Source organism: Acidobacteriota bacterium (assembly GCA_022562055.1).
Taxonomy (GTDB): domain Bacteria; phylum Actinomycetota; class Acidimicrobiia; order Spongiisociales; family UBA5794; genus BMS3BBIN02.
The window spans coordinates 1-16,378 of record JADFQA010000035.1; the positions used below are offsets into that span (position 1 = coordinate 1).

19 protein-coding genes are annotated in these 16,378 nt (G+C 59.6%); 8 read left to right on the top strand and 11 right to left on the bottom strand.

The window, feature by feature from the left end; all coding sequences use genetic code 11:
- The 3 genes from IIC71_11935 to hflX form a co-directional block, all read left to right on the top strand.
- Positions 1-221: IS110 family transposase (locus IIC71_11935; GenBank protein ID MCH7669890.1), on the top strand; the 221-nt coding region annotated here is incomplete at its 5' end.
- 443 nt (positions 222-664) lie between these two features.
- The gene (locus tag IIC71_11940; protein MCH7669891.1) at positions 665-1,528 is read left to right on the top strand and encodes a sigma-70 family RNA polymerase sigma factor; all 864 of its coding nucleotides are present in this window, start codon (positions 665-667) and stop codon (positions 1,526-1,528) included.
- 59 nt (positions 1,529-1,587) lie between these two features.
- Positions 1,588-2,916, top strand: a complete 1,329-nt coding sequence (hflX, locus tag IIC71_11945) for a GTPase HflX (GenBank protein MCH7669892.1) — start codon at positions 1,588-1,590, stop codon at positions 2,914-2,916.
- 5 nt (positions 2,917-2,921) lie between these two features.
- Here hflX and IIC71_11950 read toward each other — a convergent pair whose 3' ends face one another.
- From IIC71_11950 to IIC71_11960, 3 genes are all read right to left on the bottom strand, one after another.
- On the bottom strand, positions 2,922-4,277 hold the full coding sequence (locus IIC71_11950) for a hypothetical protein (GenBank protein ID MCH7669893.1): 1,356 nt from the start codon (positions 4,275-4,277) through the stop codon (positions 2,922-2,924).
- Positions 4,270-4,713, bottom strand: a complete 444-nt coding sequence (locus IIC71_11955; GenBank protein MCH7669894.1) for an HIT family protein — start codon at positions 4,711-4,713, stop codon at positions 4,270-4,272. Before IIC71_11955 ends, IIC71_11950 begins: the two co-directional genes overlap by 8 nt.
- A 66-nt stretch (positions 4,714-4,779) precedes the next feature.
- Positions 4,780-5,154 (bottom strand): DUF3054 domain-containing protein, encoded by a 375-nt coding sequence (locus IIC71_11960; GenBank protein ID MCH7669895.1) that lies wholly within the window; start codon positions 5,152-5,154, stop codon positions 4,780-4,782.
- A 156-nt stretch (positions 5,155-5,310) separates the two neighbouring features.
- On the opposite strand from IIC71_11960, the gene IIC71_11965 reads away from it, so the two are divergent.
- Positions 5,311-6,282 (top strand): Gfo/Idh/MocA family oxidoreductase, encoded by a 972-nt coding sequence (locus IIC71_11965; GenBank protein MCH7669896.1) that lies wholly within the window; start codon positions 5,311-5,313, stop codon positions 6,280-6,282.
- Between the two features lie 32 nt (positions 6,283-6,314).
- Here the strand turns inward: IIC71_11965 and soxR are convergent, their stop codons facing one another.
- On the bottom strand, positions 6,315-7,127 hold the full coding sequence (gene soxR, locus IIC71_11970; protein ID MCH7669897.1) for a redox-sensitive transcriptional activator SoxR: 813 nt from the start codon (positions 7,125-7,127) through the stop codon (positions 6,315-6,317).
- A 32-nt stretch (positions 7,128-7,159) separates the two neighbouring features.
- On the opposite strand from soxR, the gene IIC71_11975 reads away from it, so the two are divergent.
- Positions 7,160-8,050: a transketolase gene (locus tag IIC71_11975; protein ID MCH7669898.1), complete on the top strand. Its 891-nt coding sequence runs from the start codon at positions 7,160-7,162 to the stop codon at positions 8,048-8,050.
- 30 nt (positions 8,051-8,080) lie between these two features.
- Positions 8,081-8,692, top strand: a complete 612-nt coding sequence (locus IIC71_11980; GenBank protein MCH7669899.1) for a DNA-3-methyladenine glycosylase I — start codon at positions 8,081-8,083, stop codon at positions 8,690-8,692.
- Positions 8,693-8,890: 198 nt separating this feature from the next.
- On the opposite strand, the gene aroF is transcribed toward IIC71_11980, so the two are convergent.
- The 5 genes from aroF to IIC71_12005 form a co-directional block, all read right to left on the bottom strand.
- The gene (aroF, locus tag IIC71_11985; GenBank protein ID MCH7669900.1) at positions 8,891-9,952 is read right to left on the bottom strand and encodes a 3-deoxy-7-phosphoheptulonate synthase; all 1,062 of its coding nucleotides are present in this window, start codon (positions 9,950-9,952) and stop codon (positions 8,891-8,893) included.
- Between the two features lie 194 nt (positions 9,953-10,146).
- Positions 10,147-10,644 carry a flavin reductase family protein gene (locus tag IIC71_11990; protein ID MCH7669901.1) on the bottom strand — a complete coding sequence of 166 codons (498 nt, stop codon included), beginning with the start codon at positions 10,642-10,644 and terminating at the stop codon, positions 10,147-10,149.
- A 106-nt stretch (positions 10,645-10,750) separates the two neighbouring features.
- Positions 10,751-11,797, bottom strand: a complete 1,047-nt coding sequence (locus tag IIC71_11995) for a phosphotransferase family protein (GenBank protein ID MCH7669902.1) — start codon at positions 11,795-11,797, stop codon at positions 10,751-10,753.
- Positions 11,794-11,988: a hypothetical protein gene (locus tag IIC71_12000; GenBank protein MCH7669903.1), complete on the bottom strand. Its 195-nt coding sequence runs from the start codon at positions 11,986-11,988 to the stop codon at positions 11,794-11,796. The genes IIC71_11995 and IIC71_12000 overlap by 4 nt, the downstream gene beginning before the upstream one ends.
- 69 nt (positions 11,989-12,057) lie before the next feature.
- Positions 12,058-12,957 carry a DMT family transporter gene (locus IIC71_12005; GenBank protein MCH7669904.1) on the bottom strand — a complete coding sequence of 300 codons (900 nt, stop codon included), beginning with the start codon at positions 12,955-12,957 and terminating at the stop codon, positions 12,058-12,060.
- A 107-nt stretch (positions 12,958-13,064) separates the two neighbouring features.
- Here IIC71_12005 and IIC71_12010 point away from each other — a divergent pair, with 107 nt between their 5' ends.
- Positions 13,065-13,532: a hypothetical protein gene (locus tag IIC71_12010; GenBank protein ID MCH7669905.1), complete on the top strand. Its 468-nt coding sequence runs from the start codon at positions 13,065-13,067 to the stop codon at positions 13,530-13,532.
- Here the strand turns inward: IIC71_12010 and IIC71_12015 are convergent.
- Both IIC71_12015 and IIC71_12020 read right to left on the bottom strand, forming a co-directional pair.
- A complete protein-coding gene (locus tag IIC71_12015) occupies positions 13,478-14,392 on the bottom strand; it encodes a protoheme IX farnesyltransferase (protein ID MCH7669906.1) in 915 nt (304 codons plus the stop codon). The two genes, IIC71_12010 and IIC71_12015, sit on opposite strands and share 55 nt — an antisense overlap.
- Positions 14,389-15,327, bottom strand: a complete 939-nt coding sequence (locus IIC71_12020; protein ID MCH7669907.1) for a COX15/CtaA family protein — start codon at positions 15,325-15,327, stop codon at positions 14,389-14,391. Before IIC71_12020 ends, IIC71_12015 begins: the two co-directional genes overlap by 4 nt.
- A gap of 221 nt (positions 15,328-15,548) precedes the next feature.
- Here IIC71_12020 and IIC71_12025 point away from each other — a divergent pair, with 221 nt between their 5' ends.
- Positions 15,549-16,352: an alpha/beta fold hydrolase gene (locus tag IIC71_12025; protein ID MCH7669908.1), complete on the top strand. Its 804-nt coding sequence runs from the start codon at positions 15,549-15,551 to the stop codon at positions 16,350-16,352.
- The last annotated feature ends 26 nt before the right edge of the window (positions 16,353-16,378 follow it).

Here is a 16,378-nt window from a genome sequence, read left to right on the forward strand (position 1 = left end):
CTATCGACCAATGGGCCTTCTGCGCAATCACCCAAAGCAAAGGATGCCGAGCGTTCTACGACGAGCGACGTGCCAAAGGTGATCTCCACCACCAGGCGCTACGTACCCTCGGGAACCGCCTCGTCGGGATACTCCACGGATGCCTCCAACACGGCACCATCTACAACGAAGACACAGCCTGGGCACACCGCCAACCAGCCGTCACCACAAAAGCAGCTTGACAAGATCCGCGCCTGGGGTGTCTAGTCAACTTCCATGTCAACCACGAGGAAGCTGTTGGCTGTGACGGCGAATGGACAAGGACATGCCCCCGGAAATCTTCATCGGCGAACACAGGCCCCTGTGGTGCTCAGAGTTCTGGCAGTTCGTCGCCGGGATGCAACATTCGTAACCGTAGACGGAGGACCAGTGCTGACACCGACGCGCCGCCACACCAACCATTGTGTCTGAGTGCACATTTCGGAGACGGATAAAGAAATCAATCCCATCATCCGATCATCAATCCCCTCATCCGATGACTATAAATTCAATAGTCATTTAGTGCGCGCGAGGTATAGTCCGATATACGGGACGTACAGGTAAACCACCGGTCCTTTTGGGAACCTTAGATCGAGAGATCAAACGGTGGGGGACTGGACCTGTTCATCGTGATGGGTCGTGTGTAATGAACGGTAAGACCCGCCAACATGAGGCTGAAAATAAGTTAGTTCGCGACAATCTTGACCTGGTTGGTCAAGTAGTGGCAAGAGTTTCGGCTCGATATCCGCGTCATGTCGATCGACAAGAATTATGGAACGCGGGAGCTCTCGGTTTGGTAGAAGCGGCGCGCCGTTTCGACCCAGACGCGGGCATTCCTTTCGACAGGTACGCGTCTATTCGCGTGCGCGGAGCCATCATCGATTCGACGCGTTCTCGAGATTGGACGACCCGGTCAGTCCGGCGTCGTTATCGGGAGATGGAAGACGCCAGCCAGGCATTCATCGAACGTTCAGGGCGCGCACCAAACACAAGCGAATTGGCAGCAACACTCGGCGTCACCAAGGACGAGCTCAACCAAATCCAGGCACGTAGCCAAGCGTCGATGCTCCTGTATCTAGACAACGAAACCGACGACACCGGTCTGTCCTTGCGGGACACCGTCGTCGAAACGGACACCAACGTCCAGCCCGAAGCGGCGATTGAGCACAAGGAGATGATGGGCACGCTCACGAACGCCGTGGAACACCTCCCCGTCGTGCACAGCGAGGTAGTCCATCGTTACTACCTCCACGGCGAGCTTCTCCAGGACATCGCCACCGAACTTGGAGTTAGCCAGGCTCGTGTCAGCCAAATCCGAGCAGAGGCTCTGACCGCGCTGAGGGCGTGGTTCGGGTCTCTGTACGAGGGCATCCCCGAGGTTCCGAATAGTGCACCAGGAAAACGCGCGCGGACAGCATTTGTTGCTGAGCTAGCAAGCCAGTCCACGTGGCGGACACGCTTTGATCAGGCAGATGCAATGCCGATAGAACGCCAGGCAATGGGAGCGTAACAAGCGCCCCACCGCCGGGGACGCCCCTGATCGGACGGGGATCACGTACCATTGGCGATATGACGGACCGTTCCCGCGTCGAGCGCCAGCGCAAACTTCTTACTGCGAGTGTCACAGACTTTGAGATCAAGCGCCAGAAGGCGTTCCTCGTGAGTGTTGTGACGTCAACCTCCGCAATCCCCGAGGCCGAAGCGAGCCTCAACGAGCTAGCCCTGCTTACAGACACGGCGGGTTCAGATCCCGTGTTCGATGTCGTCGTCCGCAGAACCACATTCGACGCAGGAACGTTGATGGGGCGCCCGCGAGCTGAGGCACTTGCTCAGCAAGCAACGGACCTCGACATTGACGTTGTCATCCTCGACAACGAACTATCACCCGGTCAACAAAGAAATCTCGAAGAAATCTTCAAGTGTGACGTCGTCGATCGTGTAGGACTCATACTCGACATCTTCGCACAGCACGCTCACAGCAGTGACGGCATCCTCCAGGTCGAACTAGCCCAGCACCGTTACCGATTGCCGAGACTCAAAGGCCAAGGAAAAGAACTTTCTCGGGTCGGTGGAGGTGTGGGCAGCAGCGGCATCGGCACCCGCGGCGCCGGCGAAACAAAGCTCGAGACCGACCGCCGCAGGGTGCTCAATCGGATCCACAAGGTCGAGCGTTTGCTTGAGGGCCTTGCGGGCGACCGGAGAACCCGTTCCAAGTCCCGCAAGAAGGCCGGCCTGGCGTTTCTGTCGATCGTGGGATATACCAACGCCGGCAAGTCGACGTTGTTTAACAAGCTGACGGGAGCCGACGTCCTGGTCGAGGACCAACTTTTCGCCACGCTCGACTCCACAGTGCGCAAGCTCGCACTACCCAACGGGCACGATGCCCTCGTGTCGGACACCGTAGGTTTCGTTCGCCGACTCCCCCATCAGCTAATCAAGGCGTTTGCGGCGACGCTCGAAGAGGTCGCGGACGCCGATGTCCTGTTACACGTTGTGGACGCCAGCGACGCCGATCCGGACCAGCAAATCGAATCCGTCCGCACAGTTCTACGCGAAATCGGTGCAAGCGATATCGAAGAACTATTGGTTTTCAACAAGGTCGACGTCGCACCCGCCGCCGCAGTGCAGCGACTGCTGACGCTACATCCGGGGTCCATTGCAGTGAGCGCCGTCACGGGAGAGGGAATCGACAAGTTACTCGACGCTGCGCTTGTCGCGTTACGTGCGGGGACCGTCGAGGTTCGTCTTCTTGTGCCATACGCTAAGGGTGACGTCGTTGCAAAACTTCACGAAGACGCCGAGGTCTTGTCTGTCGAACACGGCGAACGCGGGACGCTGGTAACCGCCCTGATCCCGGCGGCAGACATGGCCCAATACGCTCGCTACGTCCAGGTGTAACAGCCCTAGAGCATGTCTAGAACGTTGTGGTTCGGCGGGTCCTCACCGCCATCCGACCCACCATTTGATCGCCGATGAGCCACCACTGGGATAAGCGCAAACGACACGTAGACAACCTGGACGACGAGAGCCAGTATGCCCGCGGTGGCCAGTCCAAGCTCTACGGGAAACGTCGGCAAAACGGGGATCAGGGCACCCAGCACCCAGGCGACCTGGAAGAAAGTCTCGGAGCTCGTGAACGCTCTCCCCCGCATGTCGGCGGGTACAGTCGACTGGAGCAATCCGTCGAAACCAAACTTGGCGGTTCCCCACGCAAAACCAGCAGCCGCTGCGAGCGCTGCAGCCGCTGGAAGGCCGAAATACTGCGCCGCGATGAACGCGGCTCCAGCCTCGACGGCCAGACCGACCACCACCATCGGTTCCTCAGAGATGAAACGGTCAAGGACAGGTGCGACAAACGCGGCAAGGAAGTAGCCGAGACCACCCGCACCAAGAAGGACCGCAAAATCCAGACCACCTGCATCGACAGAGCGAAAACTGAACGCGACAAGAAGCAAAATGAATCCATTGAGAAACCGCACGCTTGCGGTCGCAAACCGAGCGAGTCTGACTTCTTGAGGCAGACTCCTGCGAACCTTTCCCTTGTGCGGTCCTCGCGCACTGTGAGTTATGAGGCTCGGCAAAGTCGGCAGGCCGCTTGCGGCCGCGGCCGACAACCCGAACGCCACAGCCGCAGAGACCAACGCAAACGCGGGGCCCGTGAGGGCAACTCCAATCGCCGCGACGACGGCCGCCAGCGACCCAAGTATCCCGACACGGGCAAGTTGAGCATTGGCGGCAATGAGCTCGCGACGATCACCAACAACCTGGGGAAGAAGAGCACTCTTGCTGATACCGTGAAAACGCGACAACACTAAAAGAGTGAACGCCAGCGGAAACAACAGAACCGAATCGAGAGACACCATCATCGCAATCGCAACGACTACGCGCAGCGCCGAACTCACGATGAGTCCGCCACGATAGGCAGTCGGGAAGCGCTCAAAAAACGCACCAAGGAACGGACCGATGAGGGCGAACGGGGCGAGAGTAATTAGCAGATATTGAGCAACATTCGACCGTGCCTCTGTCGTTGGCACCGAGAAGAACAGCGTGCCGGCGAGAGCAACCGCGATCATTGTATCGCCGGCCACCGCTGCGGCATGGGACTCCGCAAGCCTCCGATACCCGACGCCGCGGGTCGTGAACATGCGGTGCATCCGCTTTGCAACCACGACACCACCTCTTCCGACTGCGCGGACAGTCGCACGGGTCCGCGGTGCCTTCGGGCGGGCTCCAGGAACCGAGGGGGGTGAATCAGCCATTAGCTCTTCGCTCGCGCGTCGCATTCTCGCCATAACCCATCGCGGTCAACCGCGTCCGAATTCTGTCCGCAACGGCGTCGAACTCTGCCGCGGCTACATCGGTCGACGCCCGGGAAAACGACAACTCGCTCTCGACGTTGAAGGGTATGAGATGCATGTGTGCGTGCGGCACCTCGAGTCCAGCGATGATCATGCCAACGCGGGCCGGAGTGAACTCGTCGTTTAGCGCCCGCCCGATCCGGACCGAGACGATCATCAGGTCGGCAGCTAGATCCTCCGGCAGGTCGGTCCAGTGATCGATTTCGCGCCGGGGTACGACAAGAACGTGGCCTGGGTTGATCGGCGCAATCGTCAGAAACGCGGCGACGGTGTCGTCCTGCCACACGAATCGTCCTGGGATGGTGCCATTCATTATCAGGGTGAAGATCGAAGCCATAGCTCAAGAGTACCAAAGCGGCGGCGCGAGACTTTGCGGGTCTAGGGACCCCCAGTCGGTGCGGTTCTAGACGAGGGGTGAGGCGCGCCTCGCACTCGTGCGCTCTGCAATCTGTGCCACCATCCGCCAGCCAACCATCGTGGCGACCAACCAAGCGGTGGCGACAATGACGAACGGCGTTGCGGTGCCATCGGCGAACGCTACGCGTCGCAGGACAAGACCAACCACCGCGGTCACAAATCCAAGACCGAGACCGGTAGAGATTCGGGATGGCGACCGCCACGCCCGTGTGACAACAACCCCGAGACCGAATGCAACCAGAAAGGGTGTGGCGACACGCAGCGTCTCACCCCACTCGTTTGCAAGACCGTGACTCTCACGCCCAAGTAGAACGAACGACACCACAGCCAGCCCGTCAAGTATCCAGAACCACCGTTTCATGAATCCGAGGATACCGGTGTGGCCGCGCAACCTGGTCTTGGTCGCTCGTCTCCACCGGGCAAGACCAACGTCACATGTTGGTCTGCAACAGCATTCGGCGGGCGAGTACTCTGAGCGACACGGCAGCACCGTTTCGATTCGAAGTTTGGACATGTCATGAGTTTTGTGCGTTGGGGAGTGTTGAGCACGGCCAAGATAGGGCGGACATTGGTGATTCCCGCCATGCAAGATGCGCAACGGTGCGAGGTTGTGGCCATTGCATCGCGAGATGCTGCGGTAGCGCGTAGTGTCGCTAACGACCTTTCCATTGAGCGGGCATACGGCTCGTACGACGCCCTCCTTGCCGACGCCGACATCGACGCCGTCTACATCCCCCTGCCAAACCACATGCACGCGCAATGGACGATCGCCGCGGCGAGGCAAGGCAAACACGTTCTTTGCGAGAAACCCATTGCGCTGTCTGTCGCCGAGGCGACCACGATGGTGACAGCGGGTGCCGAGACCGGAGTGATCCTCCGCGAGGCGTTCATGTATCGCTACCAGCCTACGTGGCAGGCTGTCTTGCGCCTCATCGGCGAAGGCGACATCGGCGAGATAACCGGCGTCGATAGCTTCTTCTCCTACTTCAACGACGACCCGTCGAACATCCGCAACGTTCTCAAGTACGGGGGCGGTGCGCTCATGGACATCGGGTGTTATCCAATCCACCTCTCACGACTGCTGATGGGCGGCGAACCGACACAGATCACAGCATCGACTCGCCGCGACCCGACAACGGGCGTTGACACATACGTTGCCGCGATCCTTGAGTTCGGGGACCGAATCGCAACGTTCGCGTGCTCCACAAGAGTCGAACCCGATCAGCGAGTTGACATCTACGGGACGGCTGGTCGTGTGTCTATCGAGATCCCGTTCAACCCACCCGAAGATCAGCCCACGAGATTTACGCTCACCAGGGATGGCGGATCGAAATCCCAGATATTCGAATTCGAGGCATCCAACCATTACACCCTTCAGGCCGAAGCGATGGCGGCGGCAATTCTCGACGGCGACAGCCTGCAAGATTCCGGCGAGGACGTACTGGGCAACATCGCCGTGATCGAGAGAGTGTTCGCCGCCGCGGGTTAGCCCAGATCCCCGCATTCACGGAACCTGACACGCTATGACTGAGCAGTACTCCGCTGCGCGAGACGCCGTGCGCCGGCGCCTTCAGCGCCTAACGCGTCGCCAGAGTTGATCAGGCCACATGACGTGAGCGACACACACCCGCAGCCGATACACCGAGTGAGTTGATCGCGCAGCAGATTAAGCCTTTCGATCCGTTCATCAAGCGCCTCCCGCCATGTTTGCGAGAGCCGAGTCCAGTCCTCCTCTGTGGGTGTTCGGGCGGCTGGCAGCGTTGCAAACGACTCAGTGATTTCGCTCAACGTAAGACCGACCGATTGGGCTGCCCGGATGATGGCGACCCTGATGATGGGGCACGCGATCGGTTCTACCTTTCGAAGGGCCACGGGCCGCAGGCGTTCTATGCGGTACTCGCGGCAACCGGGTTCATCGACCCCGCCACGCTTGATGATTTTGCAACCACGACCAGCACGCTCGGCCACCACCCCGATCGGACACTCATTCGCGGCGTGGAGATTGGGAGTGGGTCTCTCGGCCACGGACTTCCCTTGGCGATCGGCGCCTACCGCGCCATTGCAGCCAAGGGACTCGACACGCCGCGGTTCTTCGTCCTCGTCGGTGATGCGGAACTCGACGAGGGCTCGAACATGGAAGCGATTCAGGTTGCTGGGCGGATAGGCATGGACCGCCTCACCGTGATCGTGATCGACAACGACAGCTCTACGTACGGATGGAGTCACGACATCGGTGCTCGATTCGAGGTCGAAGGGTGGGTGACGTCCGAAGTAAACGGGCGCGACGTCGATGCTCTCGTACGTGTGCTCGACGAGACACACGACCGCCCGCATGTGGTCGTGGCCTACACCGAGAGGAAGTTCTCATGAGGATTGCGTTCGTGGAAACCGTGACCGAGTTGCTTGACGAGCGAGACGACATAGCGCTGGTACTGGCAGATATCAGTGTGTCGCTGTTTGAACGATCGGGTGCAGTGTCATCTCACCCTCAAAGAGTGTTCAATGTCGGTATCCGCGAACAGCTGATGGTGAGTGTCGCCGGCGGCATGGCGGTTGAGGGCATGCGCCCGATTGCGCACTCCTACACGCCGTTTCTTATCGAGCGCGCATACGAGCAGATCAAACTCGACCTCGGACACCAGGGCGTCGCGGCAATCCTGGTGAGCATCGGCGCTAGCTACGACGCTTCAAGTGTTGGTAGGACTCATGCGGCGCCCGAGGATGTCTCCCTGATCAACGCGCTCCCCGAGTGGACCGTGCACTTGCCCGGCCACGCCAACGAGGTGCGAACACTTCTCCGTGACGCCGCTGCCGATACAGGCAACGTCTACATCCGACTCAGCGAAACACAGAACAAGGATGCAATCAAGAACCCCGCCAGTCTCACCACCATTCGAGAGGCTTCGCCCGACACGCCACTGGTGATCGCGGTGGGTCCGATGCTCGACCGGGTCGTCGGTGCCACCTCCGGCATTGACGTCCGCGTCGTATATACAACGACGCTGGGGCAACAGTCATCAGAAGATCTCGCGCTCCTGGCAACTGGAGGCGACGTGATCGTTGTCGAGCCAGCCAGCGTGGGCACATCCATTGCCCATATCGCCGGCAGACTTAACGATCGACCGCGTCGCTTTCTCGGCATCGGCGTGCCTCTTGGCGAACATCGCATGTACGGGACAATTGCGGACCATGACATCCAACATCAGCTCGATACAGGGGGCATCCGGCGCCAGATTGAGCACTGGCTGGCCGGATGAGCCGCGGCTGTGTTCGTGTAACGTCGCGCCATGGAGTACTTCACAGTCCACATAGGTGACGATGGGATCGCACGGTGCTGGTGGGGTATCGAACCCGACATCTACCGTCGCTACCACGACAACGAGTGGGGAATGCCGGTGTCGGATGAACATCGCCTGTTCGAGAAGCTGTGCCTTGAAGGCTTCCAGTCTGGCCTGAGCTGGTTGACGATTCTCAACAAACGCGAGGCGTTCAGGGAGGTGTTCGCCAGCTTCGACTTCGATCAGGTGGCCGAGTTCACAGAGGAAGATGTCGAGCGCCTTCTCACTGACGCCCGCATAGTGCGTCATAGGGGCAAGATCGAGGCGACGATCAACAACGCTGCCAGAGCGCAGGAACTTCGCGAGGAGTTCGGGTCGTTGGCTACATATTTCTGGGGTTACGAACCGACTGATACCGCTGGTCGTTCGATCCGCGAATCGAAAACTCCAGAGTCGATCGCGATGGCGAAAGATCTCAAGAAACGAGGGTTCAAGTTCTTTGGGCCAACCACTGCGTACGCCTTTATGCAGGCAATGGGGATAGTCAACGATCACCTCTCCGAATGCGCCTCGTATCTAATCGTGGCAGACGCCCGTACCGCCTACGTGCGACCAACGTAGTCCATCACACCATCACCGTTGCGTCGGTTCAGACCTCCGCCCCGGCGAACGTCATTGCCCGAATACTCCCGCTAGTTTTCCAAGAGGGGGATCAGTTTGACACTCCCGTCGGCGAGTCGCAAGAATGAGTGGAGGAAGGCTGCCACGTGATCGCCGACGCATCGACTTCGTCCGACCCGGCCGGCTGTGTGCCGCGCTCTAGGTTGTTCCGACCGCCCGTTCCTGGGCATCACGTGAGTGCTCAAGGACCACTTTCATGATTGCCCGGACGTAGGCGGGATCTATGCCCAGTTCTTCGGCGTCCGCGGCCGCTTCATCAAGCAATTCCGCTTCGCGATCTGGCGACCGAAGCGGAAGCCCGCGAGCGACTTTGATGTGGGCAATGCCGATCGAACTGTGGAGGCGGCGTTTCAGGAGCTTGATGATCTCCCGGTCGAGCCGGTCGATCTCGTCGCGCAACGCAGGGATCCCAAGCAGGTCCATCAACGTGGTAAACCCTTTCACCGTCATTTGCCCACCGTTCCCGGCTAGGGCGTTGTCGGGATCCGGGTGGACAGAGACGATCAGACCGTCGGCACCGGCACCGCGACCCGCCATTGCGAGCGGCTCCATCAATGAGACACCTCCCTTTGCGGGCGCCGGATTAATAATTACCGGGAGATGTGAGAGTTGCTGGATTGCGGGAATGGCCGTGATATCGATGGTGTCCGTGGTGCGCGGGTCGAAACCGCGGCTCCCTCGCTCGCACAGCACAAGGTTGTTGTTGTCCTCAGCAAGAATGTACTCGGCCGCCATGAGCAGCTCATCCACCGTTGCTGACGGCCCGCGGGTAAGGATTACAGGCTTCCCGGTGCGCCCAACATCACGAAGCAGTACGAAGTTCTGCATGTTGTCCGGGCCGATCTCAAGCATGTCCACATGGTCCGCAACGAGCCCAAGATGGCCAACATCAAGGACTTCGGTAACCGTTGCAAGACCTGTCGCCTTGCCGGCATGCTCGAGAATCCACAAGCTCTCTTCGCCGAGACCCTTGAAACCATATGGGGTCTCCCCGGCGCGAAACGTTCCGGCGCGCAACATCGACGCCCCCGCCTTGAGAACTGCCGACGCGACCGTCATAACCTGCTCTTCCGACTCGACAGCGACCGGGCCTGCGATAACCGGGTACGACCCGTCGCCAAACCTGACGGCACCAACCGAGACGACCGTGGTTTCGACATCGGGCCTGCGAAGGCTTTTGAGAATTGGCTTTGTTGACATGATGACTCCCTTGGGAGACTCCGGACAAAGGAAAACCCGAAGCCTCGTGATGGCTTCGGGCGTTTTAGTGGTTGTGACTACCGGCTCACATACCTCTTGCCCGAGCCATCGGCCCGGTAAAGAAATACGTAAACAGGTAGTCGTGCGCCTTCATTGCCAGCCACACTACCCGCGATCCGATATGGCTACAAGACCTATTTTCCAGATTCCCGGTTGAGGTCGAGTCGCTCGGGGCGGTGATATCCGCCACCGGTGTACACCAACGGCGCGCCGTCGCTGCGATCACCCGCGACCGCAGAACCCACAAAAACGATGTGGTCCCCCGCAACGAGCGAATCGGTGACTTCGCAATCGAGGTGCGCAAGCAGCCCTGCAATGCGGGGGGTTCCGATCTCACTCCACGTCCACTCGACACCGTCGAAACGCTCATCCTGAAGCTTGAATGCGAATCGGTCCGAAATTTCTGCTTGATCATCCGCCAGAATGTTGACAGTGAATCTTTTCGTCGCCGAGACCGCGGCCGTGGTCGCTCCGCCGATCGCCAAGCAAACAAGGACCAACGGCGGGTCGACGGCTACCGAGGTGAACGCCGAGACGGTCATCCCGACCGGTTCATCTCCTGCTCGCGCCGTTACCACCGTGACGCCCGCGGCAAGTTGGCGCATAATCCCCCGAAACTCGTCAGATTCCATCTGATCTCCGCGTCGATTGCCCGGCCCGTATCCTACGCACACCACGGCCCGCGGCCCGGCACCGCGCGCACGAAAACCCCCATCGGCGTTCCGTGCACCGCGGTGGCTACCCGCCCAGGGTTTCTAGGGCGGCGGCGGCGAGGATCGGTGCTAGCGGTTCGAATCTGGCGAAACGTTTGTCTGTCGTCTGGCCGGCCGCATAGCGGGCGTATATCTGTTCGATGATTACCGCGATGCGGTACAACGCCAGCGCTTCATAAAAGTCGATGTTCGACAGATCAAAGCCGGTCGCATCAGCGTATCGCTCCGTCACCTCGGCTTTGCCCATGACCTCAGTGAGCGTAACTCCCTGGTCGCCAAAGATCGGATAGGTGGGATCATCGGCGTCGACCCAGTACGCGAGGAGGGTGCCCAGGTCCGCAAGCGGATCGCCGCAAGTTGCCATATCCCAGTCGAGAACTGCTACAACGTTTCCGTCGTCGTCGCACATTGTGTTGTCCAACTTGAAGTCGTTGTGAATCAGCGAGGCCGCCTGAGGTTCGGGGACCGCCGAAGTGAGAAGCCCGGCAAGGCGCTCCATATCGCGGACATCGCGTGTCTTAGCCCTGTCCCAGCGACGCAACCATCCATCGACTTGGCGTTGGACAAACCCGTCGGGCTTGCCAAGATCAGACAGTCCGACGGAATCGGGAGCGACGCCGTGGAGCTCGGCCAAGGTATCAACGAGCCCCTCCGCAAGATGGCGCCGCGCACCGCTACCGCCATCGAAAGAAGAAGGCCACTGCGAGCGAATCACATGCCCCGAGCGTCGCTCCATCACAAGGAACGGCTTGCCCATGACGGCGGCGTCTTCGCAGAAGTGGTACGCCCGCGGGGCCTTCGGGAACTCTTGCCAGATCCGCGACAGCACACGGTGCTCGCGCTGCATATCGTGTGAACCGGCTGCTGTTTCGCCGAGCGGCGGGCGACGCAGCACAAACTCGACGTCACCGCACATCATGAGGTATGTGAGGTTCGCTGCCCCACCATGAAATTGCTCGAACGCGATTGGCGCATCCGGCAACAACTCGCCGAGTTCGAGACGAAGGTACTCGGCGACGCGGTCTTCGTCGAAACGCTCCTCGGTTCGGATCGGCGCAGTGTCGCGCGTCACAGAACCCCGCCAACGAACACCATCAGCACCACAGCACCGATGATGGGGACAGCCACCTCGATCGCCAGTCGTAGCGACGACGTCGTACGGTGGTCAGGTTGCAGCGACACTTCGCGACGCACCACCCACGCAAGGCCACCGGCCATCAGCACAGAACTGATAACAAACACGGCTGTTTGTGGTGACGTCATTCCCCTATCGTACAAGCCCGATGCCTACACCGTCCGGTCGAAGACAAGGGCGCCACCGAAGTCGAATACTTACGACGCGGTGCTTTCACGCCCCACAATCCACGCTGCCAGAATTGCAATTGCCGACCCGCCAACTGCGATTGGAGACACGACATCGTTGCGAAACGCCCAGCCGACGAGCAAGGCGACCGGAGGAGTGATATAGACCGTCATCGACGCTCGCGAACCGCCAACGCGGCCGATGAGAGTCACCATTGCAACGTAGGCGAGCGCTGTTCCCCCGACACCCAAGGCGATTATCGCAAGGAGTGGTCTCAGCGAAAACGAACTTTGCGTCAACCCAAACAATCCGAGTGGCAGAGATGCAATCAGGGCTGCGATCTGCAAACGCCACAGCACCGGGAGAGCACCGTATTGCTGCTGGAGGGGCGCTGCAAGGTTGATTGAATACGCGTAGAAGACTAATGCAAGCAAAACTAACAACACCCCCCTCGCGCTCGACGGATCGCCCAAACTTGGCAGACCCATCAGCACAAGACCGAACGTACCTACAAAGAGACCGGCGATCTGAATGCGACTTGGTGCTTTGCGAAGCATGATGGAGGCGATTAGGACCGCAAAGATCGGCGTCGCACCGTTAAGCATTCCGGCCAACGCCGATGAAATACTCTGCTCAGCGAGCGGAAACAGAACAAACGGAACGGCCATCCAAAGCACTCCGAGTATCGCAATCGGACGCAAGGCTTCACGAGGGACCGGTGCCCGCGCCTTTTTCACGAAAGACAAAACAAGCAACCCGAAGAAGATTCGCAAGGTTGCGATGAGACCCGGGGCAAAGGAAACAAGACCCTCTGCAATGAACAAAAACGATGCGCCCCAAGTAATGCCGACGAAGAGCAACAACCCCCATTCTTGACGCCCAAACGCGCCGGCGTAAGTTCCTTCTGCGGTCGTGAGCACATTCTTCATCGATCCCCATGATAGCACCGACAGGCTGCACGATCCTTACATCCTGCGACGTCATCTCGGCCACCAAGTGGCCTGCCAGTCCCAGGGTCGTCAGTAGGAAGACGAAGATGGAAACTCATGCGGCACGAGAGCCGGGCGTGGTCGCCCCGACCACGATGCGCGAAGATCTCATCACGATTGGTCTCGCGACATGGATGATTTTCGGGCTCATGGTGGATGCGTATTTCCACAGCACGGACGCCGATCTGGAAACGTTTTTGACGCCGTGGAACGGGCTCTTCTATTCGGGCTTTATCTCAATGGCCCTATGGCTCAATCGGATAACGTTCGCCCGCCGCCGTCCGACAGGCAATATCCTCACATGGGCGCCGCCCGGAGATTTGGGGTGGCGCCATATTCTTTGCTGTCTTGACCGATCTTGCGCTACACCTTCTGCTCAACGCTGGCGGGCGTCCTGGAATGGCGGCCGATCAGCAGAAATCGTCGGCCGCAACGTCTACGGAGCAGATGTGAGCGACAGCTACGTCAAAATCAACGTGTCGATAATCATTGCAAGAAACACCACTGAGAGGTAGACATTCGACGCGCTGAAAAACGACATCGCCGAGTTCGCGTCGCGTTGGAGCCGGCGCAGCAGTCCCAGCATCCACATTCCCGCGGCCGTACTAGCGACCAGATAGATCCAGCCGACTGCACCGGTCACCCACAACGAGAGGGCAGCTCCGACCATCACAACGGAGTACGCGGCGATATGACCCATTGCCCTTTCAGCACCTACGACTGATGGCAGCATTGGAACCGCGGCCGCCGAATAGTCGTCCTTGTACCGAATCGCGAGCGCCCAGAAATGTGGCGGTGTCCAGAAAAAGACGATCGCGAACATCACCCACGGCGCGACAGCGAGTCCGTCGGTAACCGCAGCCCAACCAACGAGCGCTGGTACGGCGCCGGCCGCACCCCCGATCACAATGTTCTGCACAGTTGACCGTTTCAGGACCATCGAATACACAAATACGTAGAAGAGCAGACCCGCTGTTGACAACCAAGCGGCGAGCAAGTTGGACGACCACGCCAGGACGCCGAACCCGAGCACACCGAGCGCGATACCAAATATCAGCGCGGCACGCGCGGTGATCTTTCCAGCGGGAAGTGGACGCCCGACGGTACGTTTCATCAGCCTGTCGATATCGATGTCAATAACCTGGTTGATGGTGTTGGCGCCGGCGGCAGAGAGAGCTCCCCCAATGAGCGTCGACAGGACGAGAGCCGTTCCGGGCCATCCGCTCGCTGCCACGAACATGGCCGGGACGGTGGTGACCAAGAGCAGCTCGATGATCCGTGGTTTTGTCAGTACAAAGTACGTGCCGACCCGACCGCGAAATGTCGTCGGCTTCTGGCGGGGATCGGTGGTGATGACGACTTCTACGTCGCTCATACCGACACCTCAACTGGCTTTTCCACAACCCGGGGAACGGTCGCTTCGAATACATAGAACAGATACGCAATCCAAAGGAGATCGGCAAGCAGCAGATGGATCACCTGCAACTCAAGTGGCGTAAGAAGGGCAATGTTGATCAACCCAACACCAAACTGGGCGACAACGAGCCAGACAATTGTACGACCGCGTTTTCTTGCGGAATCGCTCATACCGATGCTCAGATAACGAACGATCCACACGATCCCGAGACCACCGGCAATCGCAACCAACGGGTGCAACACTCGGACCTGGAGGAGGAACGGTGCAGCGGTCTGAAACTCCTCCCGAAATGCCGACTCAAGAGAGTCCGCAGGGAACAACGTATCCGCGAGCGCGTTCAGCGCACCAAGACCCGCGATGACAAGGAGCGTCACCAAACCAAACATCAGCGTCCGGCCCCTGTGCCCAGCCTCAGCGATCGAAAAATCTGACCGACCCGCGGCGCGCCAAGCCGTGAGCGCATACGCAGCAATCAAAGCAAAAGTGTTGAAGAGGTGGAGCGGCACAACGATCAGCCTCCCAATGGATGCATCCTGATCGACCCACCCAAACAACACGAGCGATGCACCCAACATTGACTCAAAGATCAGAAAAGCAAACGCGACGATCGCAGCACGCGTCACCGGGTCTTGGCGTCCAAGTATGCGGCGTGCCACCACGATCAGCGCAACACCCCCCAATACGAGTCCGGTCGTCAGCAGGCGGTGTGTGAACTCGATGAGCTGCTCGACCGAGTCTGGAATCGGGAAGAGTTGCTGGTCGCAGCGAGGCCACGACTCACCGCACCCTGCGCCCGAGTTGGTGGCTCGTACGACCGCCCCCGAAGATACGACCACGACAACAGCAGAGAGCATCGACCAAGCAAGCAAGGAAAGTGTCCGACGGGAGTTCATCGGCAACAGGATACTGTCTGGCGCAGACCATCGAAAGGGCCGCTCGCGACTGAGGGCCTCCCCGAGGGGCACCAATAGAACGCCGTGGTCGTACACTGCTTGGTTGAGGAGGTCGTCATGAAACGACTTATCGCCTTGGTCACGTTGGCCGTGATAGCGGTGATGATCTACCGCTACATCGCCGACGACGTGTCCCGGTCGTCACATCTCGGCACAAACTAGTGGCACCATCCGATACGCCCGGGGATGGGCATCTCAACGTCCGCCGCTACGGCCCGACAGGAACAGCGGTAATGGCGCTACACGGATTTACGCTCACGGGCGAAATGTTTGAACCGTTGGGCGCAAGGACCGATCTCGACATCCACGCCCCAGACCTCCCCGGTCACGGATCAACAACGGTGAGGCCGACCATCACCACCGCCGTGCTAGCTCTCGCAGCGTATCTCACCGAACACGGGCCGATGCCGGTTGTCGGCTACTCGCAAGGAGGACGTATCGGGCTGCGATTGGCCATTGATCATCCCGACCTCGTTCCGCTGCTGATCCTCGTTTCGGTATCGTTCGGAATCAAGAACCCGGTTGAACGCGCCGATCGTGCCGCCGCGGACAGGGCGCTGGCATCGTCGATTCGTAACAGCACGATCGACGCTTTCGTCAAACGTTGGCTGTCACACCCTGTCGCAGCACCCTGCGGCCTCGACAATGCAACAAGGTCATGGGATCGTTCGGTGAGGCTCAAAAACACCACCGCCGGTCTCGCGGACGCCCTAGAAGGGATGGGTCAGGGGCAACACGGTTGGCTGGGAGACCAGGCACACGACCTTCCCATGCCGGTGGTGTGCGTCACCGGCGCACGCGACGCCGCGTATTCGTCAATCGCCAGTCGCTGGTGCGAGGAGGCGAGGTCGGGTGGCCCAAGTCGCTGCCACGTTGTCGTCCAAAACGCCGGACACAACCTCGTCGTGGAACGGCCTGACCATTTTGGTCCGCTGATCGCGAATCTGGTCACGCCTTGCGAATAGTCTGCGACGGACGACAAATCGCAGGT